Here is a 22,458-nt window from a genome sequence, read left to right on the forward strand (position 1 = left end):
CGGCCGACTTCCACGCAGAAGTCGCCGCGCTATACGGCTTCGAGCCGCACAAGCTGCCGCGCGCCGAGATGCAGGCGAAGTCGAGCCAGCTGGATCAGTTCTGGACTGCGGTCAAAGCCGATCCTTCGCGCAATTTGCCTTTGCTCCGAAAAGAGCTGGAAAATCCTGCGAATTCGGCGTTCTTCTTCTATGACGGGAGCAAGCTCCTTCTCGCCCTTTCGACGGACCGGTCCGACCAGACCCTGGCACTCCACGCGATCGCAAAAGCAGACCTGCACGGGATTCAATCCGCCGATTACGTCCGGACCGTCCAGGCGCTCGGCAGCAAGGGACTAGACACGCGCGAAGCCGCCTTCCGCATTTTGGCATTCCCCGATTTCAAAGCATTCATCCCTCAGCATTCACTCACGCTTGGCCAGGACTACTCCCTCATCTGCATGCTGTTTCCAATGGACGAGACGCTGTTCGTTGCTGACCTCGCCACTAGGCTTGCGACAGAACCCGAGGTCCGAACGCAGAAGAGTCTCCTGCTGGCGCTCTGGTACGCGGTGACGCCTGCTGCGAACTCCGCAGTGAAAGCCTTTGCAGACAATCAGGGCAAGCCTGCGGAAGCCACGGCCTACGCAAAATCGCTGCTGGACAGGACCACGCGTCTCGGCTCTCCCAGCCCGTCCTCCGCTCAATCGCTGCGCGAGGAGCGACGCAAGGTCATGCGGCGCCCGATCAGCGACGAAGCACTAATTGAATTCGACCAGTTGACCGCGAAGCTGATCGCCAAGCGGTAGGCGCTCAAGGCTAGACCGCAATGGACAAACCGAAGCTGACAGACCCTGTCGCCCGCGCCGCCTCCGACAGCACGGGACGTGCGCCGCAGGGTGGCTTTGCCGATCTGGTGCCTGAGCTCAGCGTTTCGAACATTCAGGCCAGCCTGTCGTTCTGGCGGGACCTGCTGGGTTTCGAGATCGCCTATGATCGTCCTGCCCCCCGATTTGCCTATCTCGTGCGGGGACGCTTGCAGGTGATGCTGTGTGAATTGAATGGACGCTGGGAGACGGCGGAGATGCAGCGGCCGTTCGGGCGCGGCGTCAATTTCCAAATGGTCGTCGAACGTATCGATCCGGTGCTGAGGGCGCTCGACGACGCGAAATGGCCGATCTACGCCCCCCCGAACGAAGCCTGGTATCGGGTCGGCGGCCAGGACGTCGGGCAGCTTGAATTCCTAGTCCAGGATCCCGACGGCTATCTCTTGCGCCTCGTCGAACGGCTGGGCGTCCGCGCGCCACCGTAACGTCAGGGATCGTACGATCCGCAATGGATGCTTAGAACGACCATGCGAATGTGCCTTTGGCGGCATGGTCGCGCGCATTGGCGCCGATATTACCGAGATAAGAAATGCCAAATTTGGCGCGGACGCTCAGCTGGAGGTCAAGTCCAGCGTTGAGGACGGCGGCATCACGCGCCAGTGGAACGCCCGCAATGGAAAATGTGATGGCGGGGTTGACGAAGGCAAGCGTCCTGCCTGGCGTCACGTCTCCATAAGCGTGCTGCCACGATGCGCTCAGATGCGGCACCAACGACATGCCATTGGCCAACGCAAAGGTCTCCGCGAAACGAACGCCAAGCGAGGAATAGCCGACATTGGCATTTGAACTTTGCCCGGAGAGTGCGGCGCCGAGTCCGGGCCCGTTCTCCGTGAAGCCCTCGGTGTCGAGATGCACGTAAGCAAGCCCTGCGAATGGTTCGATTGCAAGACCGCCAAACGCCCTAGCATAGCCTATTTCACCGAATGCCTGGCTGGTGAGCGCGCCGTAGCGGGTGATCGCACTGTCGATGAAGCCGGGGAAGGCAATCGTACGGCTGCTGCCAACACTGTTCCAGGCAAAGCCCAGGCCAGAGCGCAGATTCCATGGACCGTAGCTGGCCCCCGCATAGGCCGAAGCCATCGCGGTATCGACGTTGGCGGAGCTGGCGCGGGCATCCACGGTCAGGCTTGAATTGCTATATCCGGCAGCAAAGCCGGCGATCCAGTTCGCTCCGAACCGCCGATCGATACCGGTCATGAAACCGCCGAAGCTTCGCTTAAGATCGGCTGCGTTACCATCTCCGTCGAAGCTGCCGCTGCCGCCGATACCTTGCGCCCACCATGTGTAGTCGTACGTCGCGGCCGGGCGCGCCAGCACCGCGGACTTCACGGGGAACGCACTGGCGTACGCATTGGACGACGCCGCATAGGCCAGGGTCGGACCGCCAATGCCAAGCGCCGCGATGGCGCCGGATGAAGAACCAAACGTGCCCTGCCGAATCCGACCGAGCACCGCCTCGCGCAGATATAGGCTGTCTCCAATCAGCGAGGATTGCACGCTGGCGTGAATCTCCCCCGACAGGCCATCGAGTGCCTGGCGGGTTGTCGCTCCCGTCAGGGCCGAGGCGGCCAGGAACATCGAATTGGTGGTCGGGAATTGATCAAGCGCGCCGGCAACGGCACGCTGGTTCGGCGTCAGCGCCTGGTCGCGGAAGAAGGTCGGGTTGCGCATCAGCGTTAGGAACACATCGTCGGCGTCGTAGGACAGGGTCGACGTCAGGAATGGCAAGCTACTGGTCGCTCCGCTGAAGGCCCCGCTCACGCCGCCGGCAGCGGCGAGGATCGTGTAGGTAATCGGGCTGGCGTAGCTACCGGCTTGCACGATCGCCTGCACAGTGCCGCCGGTCAGGGACGCGGTCCCCGTGGCGAGGATCTTGTCCGACGCCCCTGCGAGATTGGTCTCGACCTGGTAGACGCCACCGGAGAAGCCGATGTTGCCGGCGACATTGAGCGTGCCTATGGAATGACCAGGCGCCACGATGCCGCCGGTGACGTTGAGGCCTGCGACGGTGCCGTTGCCGAACAGCGTACCGCCGTTGAGCGCAAACACGCCGGTCGTGCCGTCGACCGAGGCCGTTCCGGCATTTTCGGTCACCGCCCCCGACAGGCCTCCGCCGAGCACGGAGAACGAACCGCCATTGATGGTCGCGGTGCCAATGGTGCCGGTCACCGCGAGCACGCCCCCCTGCACGGTAAAGGGCGAGTTCGGAAGCGAGCCGGAGACATTGAGCGTGCCCTGCTCCACCGTCCATGGCAACGCAAGCGCGTTGGTGCCGGTCAACGTCCAGGTGGAATCGTCGACCTTGTTGTAGGCGGCAAAACCAAGATATTGCGCTGCCGGACCAATCAGGCTCGCGGCAAAGCTGCCGGTACCGGAGCCACCGAGCTGAAAGGTGTCATTGCCGATGCCGAGGGCGTGACCGGTGATGACGCTGGTCGGCGCGATGGTCAGCGTGTTGCCGCTGCCGGCAAACTGGATGGCCGTGCCGCCGGTACCGGTGATCGTACCGGCATTGAACACGCTGGTCGAGCCGGCCGATGTCGTCAGCCCGGTGACGCCCGAAATCGTTCCGGAGTTGGTCAAGGAATTGCCGTTGCCGCCGGTGAGCTTCACGCCGATCTGGGTCGCGGTGATGATGCCGGCATTGCTGACGATCGTCTTGCCTGCGCCGGCGCTCGCATCGATGCCGTTCGTGAGGGCCTGCACGGTGCTGCCGGTGATGTTCACCATGTTGGTGCCGTTGGTCGTCGCCGTCGCGATGCCGGCGCCGGTGACGGCGTTGATGTTGTTCACAGCGGTGACGGTGACGTTGCCGCCGCCAGCCGTGCTCGCCGCGATGCCGCCCGTCAACACGCCCGTCGGCGCGACGACGATGTTGGCATTGTTGGCCGCGTTGGTGATCGCGGCGCGAATACTGTTGAAGCCGCCGGCATTGATGGAGCCGGTCGGGTTGATGGTGATGTCGCCACTGGTCGCTGCGGCGCTGTTGACCACCGAGATCCCGGGGCCCGCGAGGATCGAGCTGATGCTGCCGCTGCCGCCCACGCTCATCGTGCCGGTCGAGGACGAGGTGGCCGCAATGCCGCCAAAGCCGCTCGAGCTCAGCGCACCGTTATAGGTAATCGACGTGTTGCCGGTGCCCCCGGTGATGTTGGTGGCGATGTCGTAGATGGCAAGAGTGCTGATGCTGCCGTTGGCAACGACCGTGATCCCGCCGCTGCCCCCGCCCGTCACCTGGGCGTTGATGCCGGATGCGATGGCCGCGATTGCACCGGTCGAGATGTTGATGCTGCCGCTGGTCGTGGTGGCACTGACGGTCTCGATCTTGTTCGCGATCGTGCCGAGCGTTCCGCCACTGGTGTCGATCTGGATGTTGCCGCTGCCGGTGGTCGCGGTGATCCCGCCGCTGGCACCGCCAGTGCCCTGCAGCAAGGCACCGTTCGTTACGCTGACGACGACGTTGCCGCTGCCGGCCGTGGCGTTGACGTTGGCGCCGGCCGCCGCATGGGTCCCGCCAGTGATGTTCACCGTATTGGCGCCGCTGGTCGTGGTCGTCGCGATGCCGGCGCCGACATTCGCCGTGATGTTGTTCGCCGCGGTGACGGAGACGTTGCCACCGCCGACCGTGGTTGCCGAGATGCCGCCTGTCAGCGCACCGGTCGGTGCGACGAGGATGTTGGCGTTGTTGGCCGCCTTCGTGATCGAGGCGCTGATGCTCTTGAACGCGCCGGCGTTGATGGAGCCGGTCGGGTTGACGGTGATGTCGCCGCTGGTGGTCGTGGCGCTGTTGGTCACCAAAATGCCAGCTCCACCCAGGGACGAGACGATGCTGCCGATGCCACCTACATTCATCGCTCCGGTCGAGGAGGAAGTGGCCACGATGCCGCCGAATCCGCCCGAGCTCAGCGCGCCGTTATAGGTGATCGACGTATTGCCGGTGCCGCCGGTGATGCTGGTGGCGATGTCGTAGGCGCCGAGAACGCTGATACCGCCGTTGGCAAGGACGGTGATCCCGCCACTGCCCCCGCCCGTCACCTGGGCGTTGATGCCGTACGCGATGGCCGTGATTGCACCGGTCGAGATGTTGATGCCGCCGCTGATCGTGGTGGCAGTGACGCTCTCGATCTTGTTCACGAGCGTGCCGAGCGTTCCCCCGCTGGTGTCGATCCGGATATTGCCGCTGCCGGTGGTCGCCGTGATGCCGCCCTGGGCGCCTCCGGAGCCCTGGAGCAGCGCACCGTTGCTCACGTTGATCGTGACATTGCCGTTGCCGGACGTGGCGTTGACGTTGGCGCCGGCCGCCGCATTGGTCCCGCCGGTGATGCTCACAATATTGGCGCCGCCGGTCGTGGTCGTCGCGATGCCTGCTCCGACATTCGCCGTGATGTTGTTCGCCTCGGTGACAGTGACGTTGCCGCCACCGGTGGTGCTGGCATCGACGCCGATACCGGCGAAAATCACGCCCGTCGGCGCGACGATGATGTTGGCGTTGTTGGCCGCGCCCGTCACCTTTGCGAGAACTGCGGTGTTGCCACCAGCCGAAAGGTTGCCGGTGGGGTTGATCGTGATGTCGCCGCTGGTCGACGTGGCACTGTTGGTCACCGTGATCGCGTTGCCGGCCGCAGTCGAATTGATGCTGCCGCTGCCACCCACGCTCATCGTCCCGGTCGAGGATGACGTGGCCACGATACCGCCAAAGCCCGTCGAGACCAGCGTGCCGTTATAGGTGATCGAGGTGTTGCCGGTGCCGCCGGCAATGTTCGTCACGATATCGTGCTGGCCGAGCACGTTGATGCCACCATTGGCAACCACCGCGACTCCACCGCTGCCACCGCCCGTCACTTGGGCATTGATGCCGTCGACCACCGCCCAGATCGTGCCTGTTGTGATGTCGATGCCGCCGCTCGCCGCGATCGCCGACACGCCAGTTGCGAATCGGGCCGCGCTGGTGCCGATAACGCCCGCGCTGTTGACGACGATATTGCCGGAACCGGTGTTGTTGAGCACCAGGCCGTTCGCACCGGCCGCCGCGCTGCCCATGGTCCCGGCGCCTGAGTAGCTGACCGTCCCGCCGTTGCCGTCCAGTTCGAACGCATTTGGTGCCGCGATCGTGCTCACGGCGCCGCTGTTGGTGAAACTGATTCCGCCGCCGGCCTTGGTCGTGACCAGTTGCAGCCCAACGCCACTAACGGTGACGCCGGACCCGACCTGCCCGATCAGATCGGCATTGAATTGCTGCGTGCGATCAGCGGTCGCCGGATTCGGGCTGGTCGTGTTTGTCGTGGCCGTGGTCGTGGTGTTCGCTACACAATTCAGCGTCACAGGATCCGTGCCTGATGTGGCGCACTGGGCGGACGCGCCCCCGGAGGACCATAACAAGAGCTGGCAGCCGGCCGCGCCAGCACCAAGCCATCGGAAGGCCCGGATGGCCTCTTTCCAAAAATCGTTCTTGCCCGAAAAATGCATCGATCAAAGCTCTGCACGACCCAGATGCGGTCGCCCTTCGCCGCGATAGCCCGCGGCTCCGGGAAGCGCGTCCGACATACGTCAGATGCGATCGCAATATTTCCGAATGTTGCCGTGAGGAGACAGGGCCCGCAGGTGTCGCGAAACTGAGCAGCCCGCACGGCCCCCAAGGCTCGTCGCCTGACCGCTAGGCTCTGGCGATGCTGTCCCCGCCGGTCGGCAATGGTGCAATTCCGAGGGTCTGCGACGGATGCTCCCCGAACATGGCGAGGTAGTACTGCGCGAACCGGCCGAGCTCGTAAAAGCCCTGTTGCATCGCGACGGCTGCCACGGTGGTCGAGCCGGGCGCGCTCCGGCGCAGGATCGAATAAACAGCGCAGAGCCGCTTGTGCCTGAGGAAGCTGACCGGACCGAGACCGAATACCTCCTGAAAGGCACGGTGCAGGGTGCGCCGGGATACGCTCAGTGCGGCGCAGATCTCCGACACATGCACCGGGCGCGTGCCGGCCTCGTCGAGATGGTCCTCGACCCTGCGGATCAGCCGACGCGCCGAAGGCAGCCAGCCGCTGTCGTCCGGCGGCAGCGACGACATCACGTTGGCCGCCATGCATTCGACGATCGATCGCTTCCAGAAATCGGCGGTCGAGGGCGTCAGGCTGCCGGTACGGCTGCGCAGATGTGACATGATCCGAACCAGGCGGCGGCTGGCGATCCCGCCTGTCTCGAGGTCCGCGCGGAAATGACCGCGGCTGCGCCAGGTGTCGGGATCGCTCAGCCGCGCCTCGCCACCAAATAGCGATGCGACCTCGCTGAGGTCGAAGCGCATCGCGGCGTAAGCGGACGCGCCGTGAAAGACGCCGTCATGCTCGAGCCGCGGCGGAATGACGAGCACGTCGTTGAGCTGCATGTCGAACGCCCAATGGGCGACGCGCTCCTGGGCCGTGAGCAACATCCCGATGATCAGCTTGTCGTCGCTGGAGACGCGCTGCGTGCGCATGCCGACGTTGAAGGCGCCAATACTGAGCGAGAATTCGCCGATGCCGACATGGGACAACGTTCCGCGCAACCTTCCGCGGCCGAGCTGCATCACGTCGACATGCGAGCCGTGAACGGCCTGGCGGAGGCCTTCAAAACCATCCAGCTTTTTCGAATCAACCAGAAGGAATTGCCCCATGGCCCTATCCTGTTACTGAAGGGCGACAATTCTGGGGCATATGGCAGCACAATACTACCATCACGCGAGGTGGGCGCGACAAGTCGACGTCGCGTTTTGAGTCAGGAATTTGCGACATGGGTCGTTGGGCCTCACAGGCCCGCGCGTATTGGCACAAACTGCACATCACAGTCAGCCAATCTTCGGATACGTTTTGCGATCTCTGCAATATCGATCGGAAGCGCTCTGCGGACGGCCGGGCGCACACGGCAGGCACGTGTCGTGTGCCCAACTGCGCGCGCCCAAAGGAAAGAGATGTTGACGCAATGCCGCGTCCTGGTCTCTGAGCGCCAAAAAGGAGAGGACCAGACAATGCGTCCGATAGGCCCGGCAATGTGTCGTCATCGACATCTGCCAGAGTCCACGCTGTAGCATCATCAGATCGGGTTACGCGTATCGGGATTGCCACAATGTTGCGGGCAGATCTGGATCACTGTGAGTGGTTGCCGGATGATGTGAAGACCGGCGAGATGGTCTTCATTCCCGGTGGAACCTTTCGCATGGGATCCGACCGTCATTATCCCGAGGAAGCGCCGAGCCATCGCGTCTCGGTCGACGGCTTCTGGATCGATCGGACGCCGATCACCAACCGGCAGTTCGCGCAATTCGTCAACGCGACCGGCCATCTCACTGAGGCGCAGATCGTTCCGGAGCCAGAAGATTATCCCGGCACGATGCGGGAGATGCTCTACGCGGGATCACTGGTGTTCTCTCCGCTGCCGCACATCACCGATCTCTCCGACTGGAGCCAATGGTGGTCGTTCGCGCGCGGCGCCGATTGGCGCCATCCTTATGGCCCCGGCAGCAACATCAGGGGGCTCGACGACCATCCGGTCGTGCACGTCTCCTACAGCGATGCGGCGGCCTATGCGCGCTGGGCCGGCAAGGAGTTGCCGACTGAAGCGGAATGGGAATTCGCCGCGCGCGGCGGCCTCGACGGCGAGGAGTTCGCCTGGGGCGATGCGTTGATGCCTGAAGGCAAGCACATGGCCAACCTCTGGCAGGGCAACTTCCCGGTCCAGAATCTGGGCGAGGATGGGTTCGAGCGTACCTCGCCGGTCATGGCCTTCCCGCCGAACGGCTACGGCCTCCACGACATGATCGGCAATGTCTGGGAGTGGACCTCCGATTGGTGGTCGGCCAGGCATGAGGCCGACACTGCGAAGCCCGGCTGCATTCCGCACAATCCGCACGGCGGCCGTGAAGACGCAAGCCACGACCCTCGCCTCCCCGATCTCAGGATTCCCCGCAAAGTCCTGAAGGGTGGCTCGCATCTCTGCGCGCCCAATTACTGCCGCCGCTACCGCCCGGCCGCGCGCCATGCCGAGCCGATCGACACGTCGACCAGCCATATCGGCTTCCGCTGCGTGGCGCGTGCAGCATAGGCGCATCGGCTGGGTTGCACGTTCGACGCTTGTGCCATCAGGGCTCCGGATCCCGCATCATCCGCCGCCTTCCACAAACGCGACCGGTGTCCCCTTCGCGACGCTCGCCGCGACCCGTTCGGCGTCCCAATTGGTGAGACGCACGCAGCCATGCGATTGTCCCTTGGAGATGTTTTGCGGGGACGGCGTGCCATGGATGCCGTAGCCGTCGGCGGACAGGTTGACCCACACCGTGCCGACCGGATTGTTCGGGCCGGGCATGATCTTGAACGGTTTCCGCGAATGAACGCCCTTGAAATGATAGGCGGGATTATAGCGGTAGGTCGGATTTGGATCGATCTCGGTGACCTTCAGCGTGCCTGATGGTGATGGTTTCTCCTCGCTGCCGACGCTGGCCGGATAGAAGCCGATCAACGCATTCGACTTGTCGAACAGTTTGACCGTTTGCCGCTTTTTGTCGATCTCGACCCTGTCGGCCTTGGCCGGCGCCGCACTGCCACCGCCGCTGGCGTCGACGACGGCGATGATCTCGCCGGCGCGGTCGAAGTGACGGCCGGGGTTGAGCGACGCCAGCAGTTGCTCGCTCATGTGAAACCTCTCAGCCAGCCCCTCGCGCGGACTGGTGTAGCCGAGCTTCGGAATGTCCTTCATGTCCTCCATCTTCGATGGGAGCTTGCGCAGGAACGGGCCTGCGACGTCCTTGTCGGTGATGGTGTAGGTCATCGTCGGCGGCCGGCCCTCCGCCTGCAGCGCCTTCCAGACGTCATCGGTCACCTCATCCGAGCTCGGCAATTGCCGCGCTTCCGCAAAGGCGCGAAGCGCCTTCCTGGCATTCTCTCCGAATTTGCCGTCGATCTCGCCGGGCGAGAAGTGCGCCCGGTCCAGCAGGACCTGTAAGCGGACGCCCGCCGGGGTTGGCTTCTCGCGCGAGAGCGTCTTCTTCGATGGCTCGGCGGACGCGATGGCGGCCGCGTCTATCCCGGCGCCGAGCGCCGGGACGCCCGTTAAGGCGATCAGCGTGACAGCAAACGCAACTTTCACCGCCGCGCGCCGCACGACGTCCGCAGCCATGTTCCAACTCCGACGTGGAGACGTTCATCGGGTTGGCAACTCGGCTCGGCGACGGAAGTTTCCAGTCTTTCCTGAACGGCGGAATCCGGGCGACCTACCAGACGGCGCGACGCGCTGCCATCTCGGCCGCGAGGAGCACCGCCGCGCGACTGGCACCGATCGACGCGACCCCCTGGCCGGCAATGTCGTAGGCTGTGCCGTGCGCGGGCGTGCAGATCGGGAACGGGAAGCCGCCGAGCAGGGTCACGCCCCGATCGAACCCCATCAGCTTCATCGCGATCTGGCCCTGGTCATGATACATCGTCAGCACCGCGTCGAACGCGCCGGCCTTGGCGCGCAGGAACACGGTATCGGCTGGAAACGGGCCGTCCACGGCGATGCCGTCGCGCTTGCCGCCTTCAACCACGGGCGCGATGACATCGATCTCCTCGCGGCCAAAATTGCCGCCGTCGCCGGCATGGGGGTTGAGACCCGCCACTGCAATGCGAGGCCGCGCAAAGCCGGCCTTTCGCATGCAGGCATCGGTCAGCGTGAGCGCGCGCCGGATGCGCTCGCTGGACAATTTGGCCGCGACGTCCTTCAGCGGGATGTGCGAGGTGACCCGCGCATTCCAGAGCTCGCCCAGCACGTTGAATTCGCTCGCCGGCGTCTTCAGGCCGGCAACTTCTGCGGAGAATGCGATCTCGTCGTCGTAGTCGGCGCGGGCATACCGCATCGCCTGCTTGTTGAAGGGGGTGAAGCAGACGGCATCGACGCGGCCGTCACGGGCCAGCTCGAGTGCGTTGCGGTAATTCGCCAGCGCGAATTTGCCGCCGGCAAGGGTCGCAGTCTTCGGCTCGACCTCGCGGGGATCGAGATGGCCGAGATCGACGAACAGCGCATCGCCCTTGGCTGTGCGAAAGTCCGCGCCCTGCTCCACCATGCTCAGCTCCGGCACGACGCCGGCGACGCGCGCACCCTCGTCGAAGATGCGGCGGTCGCCGATCACGACGAGGCGGCCCCGAGCGCGGATCTCGTCCAGCGCCACAAGCTTCGCGGTCAACTCCGGGCTGATGCCGGCGGGGTCTCCCATTGCGAGCGCAATGAACGGCTTTGCGGTCATATGATCACCTTCTCCCGACTTGTCGTCTCGGTGCCGGAAGACGCCGGCTTGCGAAACAGGCGCGCAAGCTGCAACACCAACGGAAGCAGCAGCAGCGCAATTCCACCTACCACCAGGCACGTCACCAGCTTGTTTGCAAAGAAGATGCCCAGCGATCCCTTCGACATCAGCATCGATTGACGGAACGCATCCTCGGCCTTGTCGCCGATGACGATCGCGAGCACCAGCGGCGCCAGGGGATAGAACAGCTTCTTGAAGAGATAACCGACGATGCCGAAGCCGAGCATCATCACCACGTCGAGATAGGAGTTCGACACCGAATAGGCGCCGACGACGCAGATGATCACGATCAGCGGTGCGATGACCACGAAGGGAATCCGCATCAGGGCGGCGAAGACCGGCACGGTCAGCAGCACCAGCGCGACCGCGACGATGTTGCCGACATACATCGAGGCGATCAGGCCCCAGACGAAGTCCTTCTGGTCCACGAACAGCATCGGCCCGGGATTGAGGCCCCAGATCATCAGCCCGCCCATCATGACGGCGGCCGTCGCGGAGCCGGGAATGCCGAGCGAGAGCATCGGCAGCAGCGCGCTGGTGCCGGCAGCATGGTCGGCGGTTTCCGGCGAGATGATGCCCTCGACCTCGCCGGTGCCGAAATAGCGGCCGCGGCGCGAGAAGCGACGGGCGATGCCGTAGCTCATGAAGGACGCTGCAGTCGGGCCGCCCGGCGTGATCCCCATCCAGCAGCCGATCGCGGCGCTCCGCAGCAGCGCAACACTGTGCCGCGGCAGGCGGCCGACCGCGCGAAGCACCTCGCGCCAGTCGATCTTGGAGGAGACGGCGCGGGCATGAAATTCTTCTTCGACCGCGACCAGCAGCTCGCCGATGCCGAACAGCCCCATCACCGCGACGACGAAGTTCACGCCCTTGACCAGCTCGTCCACGCCCATGGTGAGGCGCACGCTGCCGGACACGGTGTCGATGCCGATCGCGGCGATGGCAAAGCCGATTGCGAGCGCCACCACGGTCTTGATCGGCGCCGCCCCGCCCATGCCGACGAAGCTCGCGAAGGCGAGGAAATAGACCGCAAAATATTCCGGTGGGCCGAAGGCGAGCGCCACCTGCGCCACCCAGGACGCAAGGAAGGTGATCAGGATCACGCCAATCAGTGCGCCGAACGCCGCCGACCCGAACGCCGTGGCAAGCGCGGTGGTCGGCCGGCCATCGCGGGCCATCGGATAGCCGTCGAAGGTGGTCGCGACCGAGGACGGTTCGCCCGGAATGTTGAACAGGATCGACGTGACCGAGCCGCCGAACAGCGCGCCCCAATACATGCTGGAGAGCAGGATGATCGCCGAGACCGGCTGCATGCCGAAGGTCAACGGCAGCAAGAGCGAAACGCCGTTCGGCGCGCCCAGCCCCGGCAGCACGCCGACGAGAATGCCGAGCAGCACGCCGACGGCCATCAGGGCGAGATGCGGCACGGTGACCGCGATGGTGAAGCCGTGAAGAAGCTCTGAGAGATTATCCATCGCCCTCTCCCTCAGAACCCGAGGGCCGCGGCGAGCGCGCCGTGCGGCAAGGACACCTGGAACATGCGCTCGAACACGACATAGAGCGCGAGCGCCGTTGCCGCTGCCATCGCCAGCGCCCGAGGCACGGATTGATGCCGGGGGACCGCCAGCACCGCAAACACGTAACCCGCCGACGCCAGATACATCCCGAGCAGCGGAATTGCTGCGACGAAGATCGCGGCTGGCACGAACAGCCCTGCCAGCCGTCGCAGCTCGATCGGCGTGATCGCGATGGGAACGCTCGCCAGCGACGCGGCCGGCATCACGCCGCGCGCCAGATTGTAGAGACTTCCAGCGACGATGATGATGCCGGTCAGGAACGGAAAGGTGCCGGCATCCACGCCCGCACTCGACCAGCCGATGCCGTTGTCCAGGCTCTGGACCACCACGGCGACACCAAAGCTTCCCGTAAGGACGGCGGTCGCAAGTTCAAGCGCGCGGCGCGAGATCATCGGAAGCTCCGCGCAAACCACGTGCTGTGACTGATTATAGCGTTGGCATTTCCCAGCATTCGGTGTCGTCCCGGCGAAGGCCGGGACCCATAACCCCAAGGAGAAGTTTGACGATGACTCGGCGTGCAACGCGCCCCGGTACGACGACTGCCGCTCATCGAGAGTTCACGCGGTATGGGTCCCGGCGTTCGCCGGGACGACGGCAGCATTTGAGGCGAGCCCCGTCTCACTTGATCAGCCAGCCCTGCTCGCCCGCAACCTGCTTGACGTGCTCGAGGTCCTCCTTGATGAACTTGTCAAACTCGGCGCCGGTCAGGAACGTGTCGACCTGGGAGGTCTTCTCGATGTAGTCCTTCCATTCCGGCGTCGCCTGCACCTTCTTCATGAGGTCGACGTAGTACGCGGCCTGCTCCGGCGTGACCTTGCCGGGCAGCCACACCGTGCGCGGCTGCTCATATTGCTTGATGTCGAGCCCCTGCTCGGCGCAGGTCGGCACGTCGCTCCACCCCTCGGTCGCGGTGACCTTGGGACCCTGCGGCAGGTGCTTCGGGCTGAAGACGCAGAGCGGACGCTGCGTGCCGCCGCGCCATTGCCCGATGCTTTCGCTGGGATTGTTGACGTGGGAGTCGAGGTGCCCGCCGGCGAGCTGCACGGCAGTCTCGGCGCCGCTCTTGAACGGGATGTAGGTCAGCTTGACGTGACCGACCTTCTCGATCATGCGCGTCAAGACCTCGTCGGTGTCCTTGGACTGCGCGCCGCCCATCTTGAACTCGCCCGATGCGGCCGCCTTCAGATAGTCGCCTGCGGTCTTGTAGGGCGCGTCCTGCTTGACCCAGAGCAGGAACTCGTCCTGCGCCATTGCCGCAATCGGAGTGAGATCGGTGTAGTTGAAGGCAACCTTTGAGACGAGCGGCTGCTGCCAGGCGTTCGAGGTGCCGAAGATAACCTTGTAGGGATCGCCGGCGGAGGCCTTGCCGTAGACATAACCCTCGGCGCCGCTGCCGCCACCCTTGTTGACGACGACGATCGGCTGCTCCGTCAGCTTGTACTTGGTGATGATGTTTTGCACCGCGCGGGCGAGATTGTCGGTGCCGCCACCGGGCCCCGCGGTCGCGACGAACTCGATCGGCTTTTGCGGCTGCCAGGCCGCAAACGCCGGCGCGCTGCCCGCGAGCACGGCCGCACTGACCGACAACAGGAAGAGAGACGTCCCACGCATGATTTCCTCCAACTGACTTTTTCTGTTTTGCTTGATCAGTCGTTTCGGCTCAGGCGACGCGTTCTTCGCGCTCCCTCGATGCCGAAACGATCGCGCCTTCTTGCTCGAGCGCTTCGATTTGCTTCTGGTCGAAGCCGTGCTCGGCCAGCACCTCGCGCGTATGCTCACCATAGACGGGTGCACCCGAGACGACCTTGCCCGGCGTCTCCGAGAATTTGACCGGCAGCCCGATCGTCTTGACGGGGCCCAGCGTGGAATGCTCGACCTCGACGACCATTTCGCGCGCCAGCGTCTGTGGATCGCCGAGCGCCTCCAGCATGTCGTGCACGGGGCCGCAGGGCACGCCCTTCTCATCCAGCGCGGCGAGCCAGTGCGCGCGCGTCTGGGTGCGGAAGTGTTCGCTCAGGACCGCTTCGAGCTCCTTTAAATTCGCCACGCGGTCGGCACCGCTGACGAAGCGCGGATCGGCCGCGAGCTCGCTCGCGCCGAGCGCCTCCAGCATCAGCAGCCAGTGCTTCTTGTTGGCGCCGCCGACCACGAGCCAGCCGTCCGAAGCTTCGAAGGCCTGATACGGCGCGTTGAGCGGATGCGCCGAGCCCATCGCGCGCGGTGCGGTGCCGGCGGCGAGCGCAATGGTCGACTGCCAATAGGTCTGCACCAGCGCTGCCTCGTAAAGCGAGGTCTCGACCCACTGCCCCTCACCGGTCTTGAGACGGTGCGTATAGGCCGCAAGGATGCCCATGCTCGCGAGCAGGCCCGCGGTGATGTCGGACAGCGGGGGTCCGCATTTCACCGGCGGGCCATCGGGCCGCTCGCCGGTAAAGCTCATGATGCCGCTCATGGCCTGCGCGACGAGGTCAAAACCCCTGCGGTGCTTGTACGGACCGGTGCGGCCGAAGCCCGACAGCGAGCAATAGATCAGCGCCGGGAATTTTTCGTGCAGCTCGTCATAGCCAAAACCGAGGCGCTCCATCGCGCCCGGTGCGAAATTCTCGACCAGCACGTCGGCGTCGGCGATCAGCCGCCGCAAGACCTCCTTGCCGCCGTTGGTCTTGAGATCCAGCACGATGCCGCGCTTGTTGCGGTTCATCATCAGGAACGAAGCGGCCTCGTCGCCGATCTTGGGCGGCACCGAATGGCGGGTGTCGTCGCCGTTCGGCCATTTCTCGATCTTGATGACGTCCGCGCCCATGTCGGCGAGCATCAAGGTGCAGGTCGGCCCCGCCATCACGTGGGTAAGATCGATGACCCTGAGACCCGCGAGCGGCCCCGAGCGGCGTGAAGTGGATTGCGATCGATCGCTTTGCATCGGAGCGTCCTATTGACCGCGCCACTGCGGGGCGCGCTTGTTGAGGAAAGCATCGAGCCCTTCGCGAAAATCCTGGCTCGTGTAGCACATCAGGATGAGGTCTTCGCCCTCGTCCCGCGTCAGCCGCCGCTGCAGCCGGGCCACCGCCTGCTTGGTCGCATTCAGCGTCAGTGGCGCGTGGCTGGCCACGAGGCGTGCAACCTCATCAGTGCGTTTGTCGAGCGCTGTGAGATCGTCGACGACCTCGCCGAGTAGCCCCACGCTGGCGGCCTCCGCGGCATCGACGAGCCGCGCGGTGAAGATCAGATCCTTGACGCGCGCAGCTCCGATCAATGCCGTCAGGCGACTGACATTGGACATCGACAGGCAATTGCCGAGCGTGCGGGCGATGGGAAAGCCGATCTTCGCGCTCCGGGTGCCGATCCGCAGGTCGCAGGCCGCAGCGATGCCCGCCCCGCCGCCGGTGCAGAAGCCGTTGATGGCGGCGATCGTCGGCACACGGCACTGCTCGAGCGTGGTCAGCACCCGGTCGATCCGGTTCTCGTAGTCGATGGAGTCCTGCGGCGTTTTGAATTCGCGGAACTGGTTGATGTCGGTGCCGGAGGCAAAGGCCTTGTCGCCGGCCCCGCGCAGCACCAGCACCTTGATGGCGCGGTCGTCGTTGGCCTGGTCGCAAATGGCGGCGAGCCGCTCGTACATCGCGAAAGTGAAGGCGTTGCGCGCCTGCGGGCGGTTGAAGGTGATCCGCCCGATCCCGTCCTTGCATTCAAAAACGAGGTCGTCCGCCTTTACGGCCTGGTCCATTTCCTCGATCCCTGCTGTTTTTTTGCAGTTTTGAATGCAAAATTTGGGAATTTCAAGATATAATTACCAAACTTTCGTCTATTGGATCCTTTTTGCATTCAAAAATAGAGATAGCCCATGTTGCATGAGGAAGTCGTCGGCCGCATCCGCGACATTCTGCTCGACGGCGAGATCCCGCCGGGCGCACGGATTCCCGAGCGCGAGCTGTGCGAGCGGCTCGACATCTCGCGCACGCCGCTGCGTGAAGCGCTCAAGGTGCTCGCGGCCGAGGGTCTCGTGCAGCTCCTGCCCCATCGCGGCTCGCGCGCGGCCAAACTGACCGACAAGGACATGCGCGACCTCTTCGAAGTGTGTCAGGGTCTCGAAGCGCTGGCGGGCGAGCTCGCCTGCGAACGCATCACCGATCACGAGATCGCGGAGATTGCCGCGGCCCACGCGGCGATGGTGCAGCATTATCGCGAAGGCGACCTGCTGCAATATTATCGCGGCAACCGCGCCATTCACGAGGGGATCGTCAACGCGGCCGGCAATCCCGTGCTCTCAGGGCTCTATGCATCGGTGACCGCACGCATCCGCCGAGCGCGCTACGTCACGCCGATGACGCCGCAGCGCTGGGCATTCGCCGTCAGCGAGCACGAGGCCATCCTGAACGCACTCCAGCGCCGCGACGGCGCCGGCCTCTCCCACATCTTGCGCGCGCATCTGCGCCACAAGCGCGAAGAGGTTTTGCAGGCGGGTTTTGCCGAAACGGAAGCAAGCGAGCTCACGCTGAAGATCGCGTGATAAGCCCCTGCTAGCAGCCCAGCCGGTCGGCGATCCCGCCAAAATCCTTGGCGACGATGTCCCAAGTGCCGGTGGCCTCGAAGTCGACCTTCTGCAACGGACCATACTCGGTCGGCCGCGCCACGAACGCGGTCTTCAGGCCGTACTTCTGCGCGGCGGCGAGATCGCCATTGTGGGCAGCGACCATCATTACCTGCTCGGGCTTGAGGCCAAGCAGCTTTGCTGCGCCGAGATAGGTTTCGGGATCCGGCTTGTAGTGCGCGAAAAGTTCGGCCGACATCACGAGGTCCCACGGGAGCCCCGCGTGCTTCGCCATGTTGGTGAGCAGCGCGACGTTGCCGTTTGACAGCGGCGAGATCACGAACTTCGTCTTCAGCCGCGTCAGGCCGGCGACACTGTCGGGCCAGGGATTGAGACGATGCCAGCCCTTGGTGAGGTGATCGAGATCGGCGTCCGTGAGCCCCTTGATCTCGAACTTCTCGACGAGCTTTTCCAGCGAGCGGCGATGCAGATCATCCAGCATGACGTAGCCGCGCTCGGGATGCTTGCGCACGTCGTCCATGGACGCGACATACATGCCGCGCCAACCGTCGACCAGAGCCGTCCAGTCGGCGCTGATGCCGCGCTGCTTGCTCCACCACATGAAGTCGGTGATCAGGCTGGTGCGCCAGTCGACGACGGTGCCGAACACGTCGAAGACGAGGGCTTTGACCGCGGAGAGATCGGACATTGGGCGCTTCCTCTTTGGTGTTGTTGGTCATTCCGGGGCGCGCATCAGCGCGAACCCGGAATCCAGAGGTTGTCGGCGCGAGATTCCGGGTTCTCCGGGCCGCGCTTTGCGCGGTCCCATCGCCCCGGAATGACGGAGACCATCAGTCCAGGTGGAACTTCGCGAGTTCGCGGTGCTCGGCCTTGATGTAGCGCACTGTGCCGGTGACGGAGCGCATCACCACCGTCTCGGTCTCGATCACGCCGTCCTTGCGGAATTTGACGCCCGAGAGCAGCGAGCCCGTGGTGACGCCGGTGGCAGCAAACAGGCAGTCGCCGCGCGCCATGTCCTCGATGCCGTAGATCATCTTGGGATCGTTGACGCCCATCTTGGCCGCGCGTTCGCGCTTCTCGTCGGAATCGAGGATCAGGCGGCACTGCATCTGGCCGCCGATGCAGCGCAGCGCCACCGCCGCGAGCACGCCTTCCGGCGCGCCGCCGGTGCCGAGATACATGTCGACGCCGGTGTTGTCGGGGTCGGCGCAGTGGATCACGCCGGCGACGTCGCCGTCGGTGATGAGACGCACCGCCGCCCCCGTCGAACGCACGCTCTCGATGATGCTGGCATGACGTGGACGGTCGAGCACGAGAACGGTGATGCCCTCGGGCTTGACGCCCTTGGCCTTGGCGAGACGGCGGACGTTGTCAGCGGGCGAAGCGTCGAGCTCGACGACGCCCTTGTCGTAGCCGGGGCCGATTGCGAGCTTCTGCATGTAGACGTCGGGCGCGTGCAGCAGCGTGCCGCCGTCGGCCATCGCCATCGTGGCGATCGAGCCCGGCATGTTCTTGGCGCACAGTGTGGTGCCCTCGAGCGGGTCGACCGCGATATCGACTTCCGGACCGGCATTCACGCCGACCTTCTCGCCGATGTAGAGCATCGGCGCTTCGTCGCGCTCACCCTCGCCGATCACGATGGTGCCCTGGATCGGCAGCTTGTTGAGCTCTCGGCGCATGGCGTCGACGGCGGCCTGGTCAGCCGCCTTTTCCTGCCCGTGCCCGCGCAGCCGCGCCGACGACACTGCCGCCCGCTCCGTCACGCGCACGATCTCCAACGTGAGAATGCGCTCGAGCAACGCCTGCGGCGGCACTGAAATATGGGTCGACATCGGCTAACTCCTTCGAAACGTTTGGGACGGACATCTCCGTCCGCATCAACTCGTAACACCCACAGTTCGTTCGAACCGCTTTATGGTTTGAGCATGACCTGTCCGGAAAACCGCGTCACACTTTTCCGGATCATGCTCTAGTTCTTCTCAATCCGTATGACCTGCGGCCGTCCGCTGATGACCTTGTCCTTCTGCACGGCCGCGAGCGCGCGGCGCACGGCGTCCTCATGCGTGGCATAGGTGATCAGGATGACGGGCACGGGCACGGCCTTGCCATTTGCCGGTGCGACGCCGCCATTGGGATGGCGCTGCACGATGGACTCGATCGAAATCTTCTGCTCTGCGAGCCGGGTCGCGATTGCAGCCGCGGTGCCCGGGAAATCACGCGCCAGCAGGCGGATGTAGTAGCCGCCCTCGTGCCGCTCCATCGGCGCCTTCTTGGTGTCGCGCAGCTGCGCGATCGGCCGGCCGAATGGATTGGCGCGGATGCCGCGCGCGACGTCGGCGATATCAGCAACGACGGCGGACGCGGTTGCGGCGCCGCCTGCGCCGGGGCCGACCAGCGTGATCGGCGGAATGCCCTCGCCATCGATCGTGACCGCATTGGTGACACCCATCACCTGCGCGATCGAGGAGGATTTGGGAACCATGGTCGGATGCACGCGCTGCTCGATGCCCTTGGCGGTGCGAACGGCAACGCCGAGCAGCTTGACGCGATAGCCGAGATCAGCGGCGGCGCGTAAGTCTTCCGGCGCGATGGAGGAGATACCTTCGACATACACCGCGCTTTGAGCAACTTTCGTGCCGAAAGCGAGGCTGGCGAGAATGGCGAGCTTTTGTGCGGTGTCGTGACCATCGACGTCGAAGGACGGATTGGCCTCGGCATAGCCGAGCCGCTGCGCATCCTTGAGACACTCGGCAAACGACAGCCCCTCCTGCTCCATCCGCGTCAGGATGTAATTGCAGGTGCCGTTGAGAATGCCGTAGACGCGATTGATGCCGGTTCCCGCAAGACCTTCGCGTAGCGTTTTGATGACGGGGATCGCTGCGCCAACGGCTGCCTCGAAATTCAGCGCACCGCCATGCTTTTCGGCGGCCTTGGCGAGCTTGATGCCGTGCTTGGCGAGCAACGCCTTGTTGGCGGTGACGACCGACTTGCCGGCGTTGAGCGCCGCTTCGACCGCGGAGAGCGCAGGATCGCCGGCGCCGCCCATCAGTTCGACGAAGCAATCGATGCCGGGATGCGTGGCGAGCGCCATCGGATCCTTCGCCCATTCGACGCCGCGCAGGTCGATGCTGCGCTTCTTGGCCTTGGAGCGTGCGGTGACAGCGACGACGCGGATGCCGCGGCCGCTGCGGCCCGCGAGCACGCGGGCCTGCGTTTCAATCAAACGGACAACTTCGGCGCCCACGGTGCCGAGCCCCGCTATGCCCACTTTCAGGGGTGCAACCATGATGCTTTAGAAAACCTGCAGAAGAGAACTTAACGCCGGTTGGCGAGTGGAACGACGTTGTGCAACGTTTCGATGCCGCTTTCAAGGAAGCGGCGCACGCCGCGCGCGGCTTGCCTGATCCGTTGCTCGTTTTCCACCATGGCGATGCGGACATATCCTTCACCATGCTCGCCGAAGCCGACGCCGGGCGAGACCGCGACACCGGACTTCTCCACCATCAGGGTCGCAAACTGCATGCTGCCGACGCTGCGGAAGGCTTCCGGCAGCGGCACCCAGGCGAACATCGAAGCTTCCGGCGGCGGAATCTCCCACCCCGCCCGGCCGAACGATTCCACCAGCGCGTCGCGGCGCTTGCGATAGGTGTCGCGCATCTCCTTGATGCAGTCGTCGGGACCGTTCAGCGCCGCGGTCGCAGCGACCTGCACCGGCGTGAAGGCACCGTAGTCGAGATAGGATTTGACGCGGGCGAGCGCTGCGATCACGCGCTCATTGCCGACCGCAAAGCCCATGCGCCAGCCGGCCATCGAATAGGTCTTCGACATCGAGGTGAACTCGACGGTGACGTCCATCGCGCCGGGCACCTGGAGCACCGAGGGCGGCGGGTTGTTCTCGTCGAAATAGACCTCGGCATAAGCCAGGTCGGACAGGATCAGAATCTCGTGCTTCTTCGCGAACGCGACGAGATCCTTGTAGAAATCGAGGCTCGCGACATAGGCGGTCGGGTTCGAGGGATAGCAGACCACCAGCGCGAGCGGCTTCGGGATCGAATGCACGATCGCCCGCTCCACCGCCTCGAAGAATTGCGGCGTCGGCTCCGAGGGCACCGAGCGGATCACGCCGCCCGCCATCAAAAAGCCGAAGGCGTGAATCGGGTAGCTCGGGTTCGGGCAGAGGATGACGTCGCCCGGCGCGGTGATCGCCTGGGCCACGTTGGCAAAACCCTCCTTCGAGCCGAGCGTCGCCACCACCTGGGTGTCGGGATTGAGCTTCACGCCGAAGCGGCGGGCGTAATAGGCAGCCTGGGCCCGGCGCAGGCCGGGGATGCCGCGCGATGCCGAGTAGCGGTCGGTGCGCGGCTTGCCCAGCGTCTCCTTCAGCTTCTCCAGCACATGCGGCGGGGCCGGCAGATCCGGATTGCCCATGCCGAGATCGATGATGTCGGCGCCGGCATTCCGCGCGGCCGCCTTGGCCCGGTTGACTTGCTCGAACACGTAAGGCGGAAGGCGGCGGATGCGGTAAAAATCGTCCATGGCTCTCTGGGCTCCGGGCAACCGGTCAGGGAAGAATCAAGAGGCCATGCCGCCTCTCCGAAGGGCATCAACTCTTTCGCGAAAATCGCTCAAAAACAAATACTTGGAGCAATTTTCGGCGACAGGAGCTGAAGTTCCTCGCCCTGACTCTCGGCTGAATGAACGTCTTTTAGCACGGAGTGACGGGGGCGCCAGCGATTACCTTGCATCGCCCGCTGAGCGCCCCATCCTTGCATCGGCAGCCCGACTGGGTGGTCCTACTCCGCGTTCTTACTTGGCGTCCTTGGCGGCGACGGCCTGGCGGTCGCGAGCGGCGGCAAGCTCGGCCTCGATCTTGGCGCGCTGGTCGGGTGGGATGATCGCCTGATCACGATCCGGCGGCAGGTCGTGCACCGGCAGATAAGCACCGGGCTCCCTGGGATGAGCCGGCGTGTCGGCAGCCGACATATCCGCGATCTGGCTCGAACAGCCGCCAAGCGCGAACGCCGCCGTCAGCAGCGCGCAGCATGCAAGCCGCGACTTTTGCAGGTCCCACAACGCAAACACCTGGGAATTCCCCTACTCGTCCCATGCGAGGCCGCCGGAGCTTAACCCGACAACCTGCCCAAGCTCAAACCATTGCTGCCCACAAATGGT

The 22,458-nt window shown here is 64.6% G+C and carries 18 protein-coding genes; 4 read left to right on the forward strand and 14 right to left on the reverse strand.

What is annotated here, in order from left to right; translation table 11 throughout:
- Positions 1-68: 68 nt before the first annotated feature.
- Entirely contained in the window at positions 69-785 is a 717-nt protein-coding gene (locus JQ587_RS29820) for a hypothetical protein (RefSeq protein WP_212427723.1), read from the forward strand.
- A 20-nt stretch (positions 786-805) separates the two neighbouring features.
- Positions 806-1,288 carry a bleomycin resistance protein gene (locus JQ587_RS29825; protein ID WP_212427724.1) on the forward strand — a complete coding sequence of 161 codons (483 nt, stop codon included), beginning with the start codon at positions 806-808 and terminating at the stop codon, positions 1,286-1,288.
- 31 nt (positions 1,289-1,319) lie between these two features.
- On the opposite strand, the gene JQ587_RS29830 is transcribed toward JQ587_RS29825, so the two are convergent.
- Both JQ587_RS29830 and JQ587_RS29835 read right to left on the reverse strand, forming a co-directional pair.
- Positions 1,320-6,185 (reverse strand): autotransporter domain-containing protein, encoded by a 4,866-nt coding sequence (locus tag JQ587_RS29830; RefSeq protein ID WP_212427725.1) that lies wholly within the window; start codon positions 6,183-6,185, stop codon positions 1,320-1,322.
- A 331-nt stretch (positions 6,186-6,516) separates the two neighbouring features.
- Positions 6,517-7,503: a helix-turn-helix domain-containing protein gene (locus JQ587_RS29835; protein WP_212427726.1), complete on the reverse strand. Its 987-nt coding sequence runs from the start codon at positions 7,501-7,503 to the stop codon at positions 6,517-6,519.
- A gap of 449 nt (positions 7,504-7,952) precedes the next feature.
- Here JQ587_RS29835 and JQ587_RS29840 point away from each other — a divergent pair, with 449 nt between their 5' ends.
- Positions 7,953-8,927, forward strand: a complete 975-nt coding sequence (locus JQ587_RS29840) for a formylglycine-generating enzyme family protein (RefSeq protein ID WP_212427727.1) — start codon at positions 7,953-7,955, stop codon at positions 8,925-8,927.
- Positions 8,928-8,984: 57 nt separating this feature from the next.
- On the opposite strand, the gene JQ587_RS29845 is transcribed toward JQ587_RS29840, so the two are convergent.
- The 7 genes from JQ587_RS29845 to JQ587_RS29875 all read right to left on the reverse strand — a co-directional run bounded on the left by JQ587_RS29845 (position 8,985) and on the right by JQ587_RS29875 (position 16,461).
- A complete protein-coding gene (locus JQ587_RS29845; protein ID WP_212427728.1) occupies positions 8,985-9,998 on the reverse strand; it encodes a L,D-transpeptidase family protein in 1,014 nt (337 codons plus the stop codon).
- A 94-nt stretch (positions 9,999-10,092) separates the two neighbouring features.
- Positions 10,093-11,100: a 4-hydroxythreonine-4-phosphate dehydrogenase PdxA gene (locus JQ587_RS29850; RefSeq protein ID WP_212427729.1), complete on the reverse strand. Its 1,008-nt coding sequence runs from the start codon at positions 11,098-11,100 to the stop codon at positions 10,093-10,095.
- Positions 11,097-12,635, reverse strand: coding sequence for a tripartite tricarboxylate transporter permease (locus JQ587_RS29855; RefSeq protein ID WP_212427730.1), 1,539 nt, complete (start codon positions 12,633-12,635; stop codon positions 11,097-11,099). The genes JQ587_RS29850 and JQ587_RS29855 overlap by 4 nt, the downstream gene beginning before the upstream one ends.
- An 11-nt stretch (positions 12,636-12,646) precedes the next feature.
- Positions 12,647-13,129 (reverse strand): tripartite tricarboxylate transporter TctB family protein, encoded by a 483-nt coding sequence (locus JQ587_RS29860; RefSeq protein ID WP_212427731.1) that lies wholly within the window; start codon positions 13,127-13,129, stop codon positions 12,647-12,649.
- 226 nt (positions 13,130-13,355) lie between these two features.
- Complete coding sequence (locus JQ587_RS29865; protein WP_212427732.1) at positions 13,356-14,348, reverse strand: Bug family tripartite tricarboxylate transporter substrate binding protein; 993 nt, start codon at positions 14,346-14,348, stop codon at positions 13,356-13,358.
- Positions 14,349-14,397: 49 nt separating this feature from the next.
- Positions 14,398-15,657, reverse strand: a complete 1,260-nt coding sequence (locus tag JQ587_RS29870) for a CaiB/BaiF CoA transferase family protein (RefSeq protein ID WP_212427733.1) — start codon at positions 15,655-15,657, stop codon at positions 14,398-14,400.
- A 9-nt stretch (positions 15,658-15,666) separates the two neighbouring features.
- Complete coding sequence (locus JQ587_RS29875) at positions 15,667-16,461, reverse strand: enoyl-CoA hydratase/isomerase family protein (protein WP_212427734.1); 795 nt, start codon at positions 16,459-16,461, stop codon at positions 15,667-15,669.
- A 117-nt stretch (positions 16,462-16,578) separates the two neighbouring features.
- Here JQ587_RS29875 and JQ587_RS29880 point away from each other — a divergent pair, with 117 nt between their 5' ends.
- The gene (locus JQ587_RS29880) at positions 16,579-17,244 is read left to right on the forward strand and encodes a GntR family transcriptional regulator (RefSeq protein ID WP_212299692.1); all 666 of its coding nucleotides are present in this window, start codon (positions 16,579-16,581) and stop codon (positions 17,242-17,244) included.
- 10 nt (positions 17,245-17,254) lie between these two features.
- Here the strand turns inward: JQ587_RS29880 and JQ587_RS29885 are convergent, their stop codons facing one another.
- The 5 genes from JQ587_RS29885 to JQ587_RS29905 form a co-directional block, all read right to left on the reverse strand.
- Positions 17,255-17,974 carry a haloacid dehalogenase type II gene (locus tag JQ587_RS29885; protein WP_212299691.1) on the reverse strand — a complete coding sequence of 240 codons (720 nt, stop codon included), beginning with the start codon at positions 17,972-17,974 and terminating at the stop codon, positions 17,255-17,257.
- Between the two features lie 142 nt (positions 17,975-18,116).
- The gene (glpX, locus tag JQ587_RS29890; RefSeq protein ID WP_212299690.1) at positions 18,117-19,118 is read right to left on the reverse strand and encodes a class II fructose-bisphosphatase; all 1,002 of its coding nucleotides are present in this window, start codon (positions 19,116-19,118) and stop codon (positions 18,117-18,119) included.
- Between the two features lie 137 nt (positions 19,119-19,255).
- Positions 19,256-20,572, reverse strand: coding sequence for a homoserine dehydrogenase (locus JQ587_RS29895; RefSeq protein WP_212299689.1), 1,317 nt, complete (start codon positions 20,570-20,572; stop codon positions 19,256-19,258).
- A 29-nt stretch (positions 20,573-20,601) separates the two neighbouring features.
- Positions 20,602-21,822 (reverse strand): LL-diaminopimelate aminotransferase, encoded by a 1,221-nt coding sequence (locus tag JQ587_RS29900; RefSeq protein WP_212299688.1) that lies wholly within the window; start codon positions 21,820-21,822, stop codon positions 20,602-20,604.
- 270 nt (positions 21,823-22,092) lie between these two features.
- Positions 22,093-22,368 (reverse strand): hypothetical protein, encoded by a 276-nt coding sequence (locus JQ587_RS29905; protein WP_212299687.1) that lies wholly within the window; start codon positions 22,366-22,368, stop codon positions 22,093-22,095.
- Positions 22,369-22,458: the final 90 nt, after the last annotated feature.

This window comes from Bradyrhizobium manausense (assembly GCF_018130615.1).
In the GTDB taxonomy this organism is placed as follows: domain Bacteria; phylum Pseudomonadota; class Alphaproteobacteria; order Rhizobiales; family Xanthobacteraceae; genus Bradyrhizobium; species Bradyrhizobium manausense_A.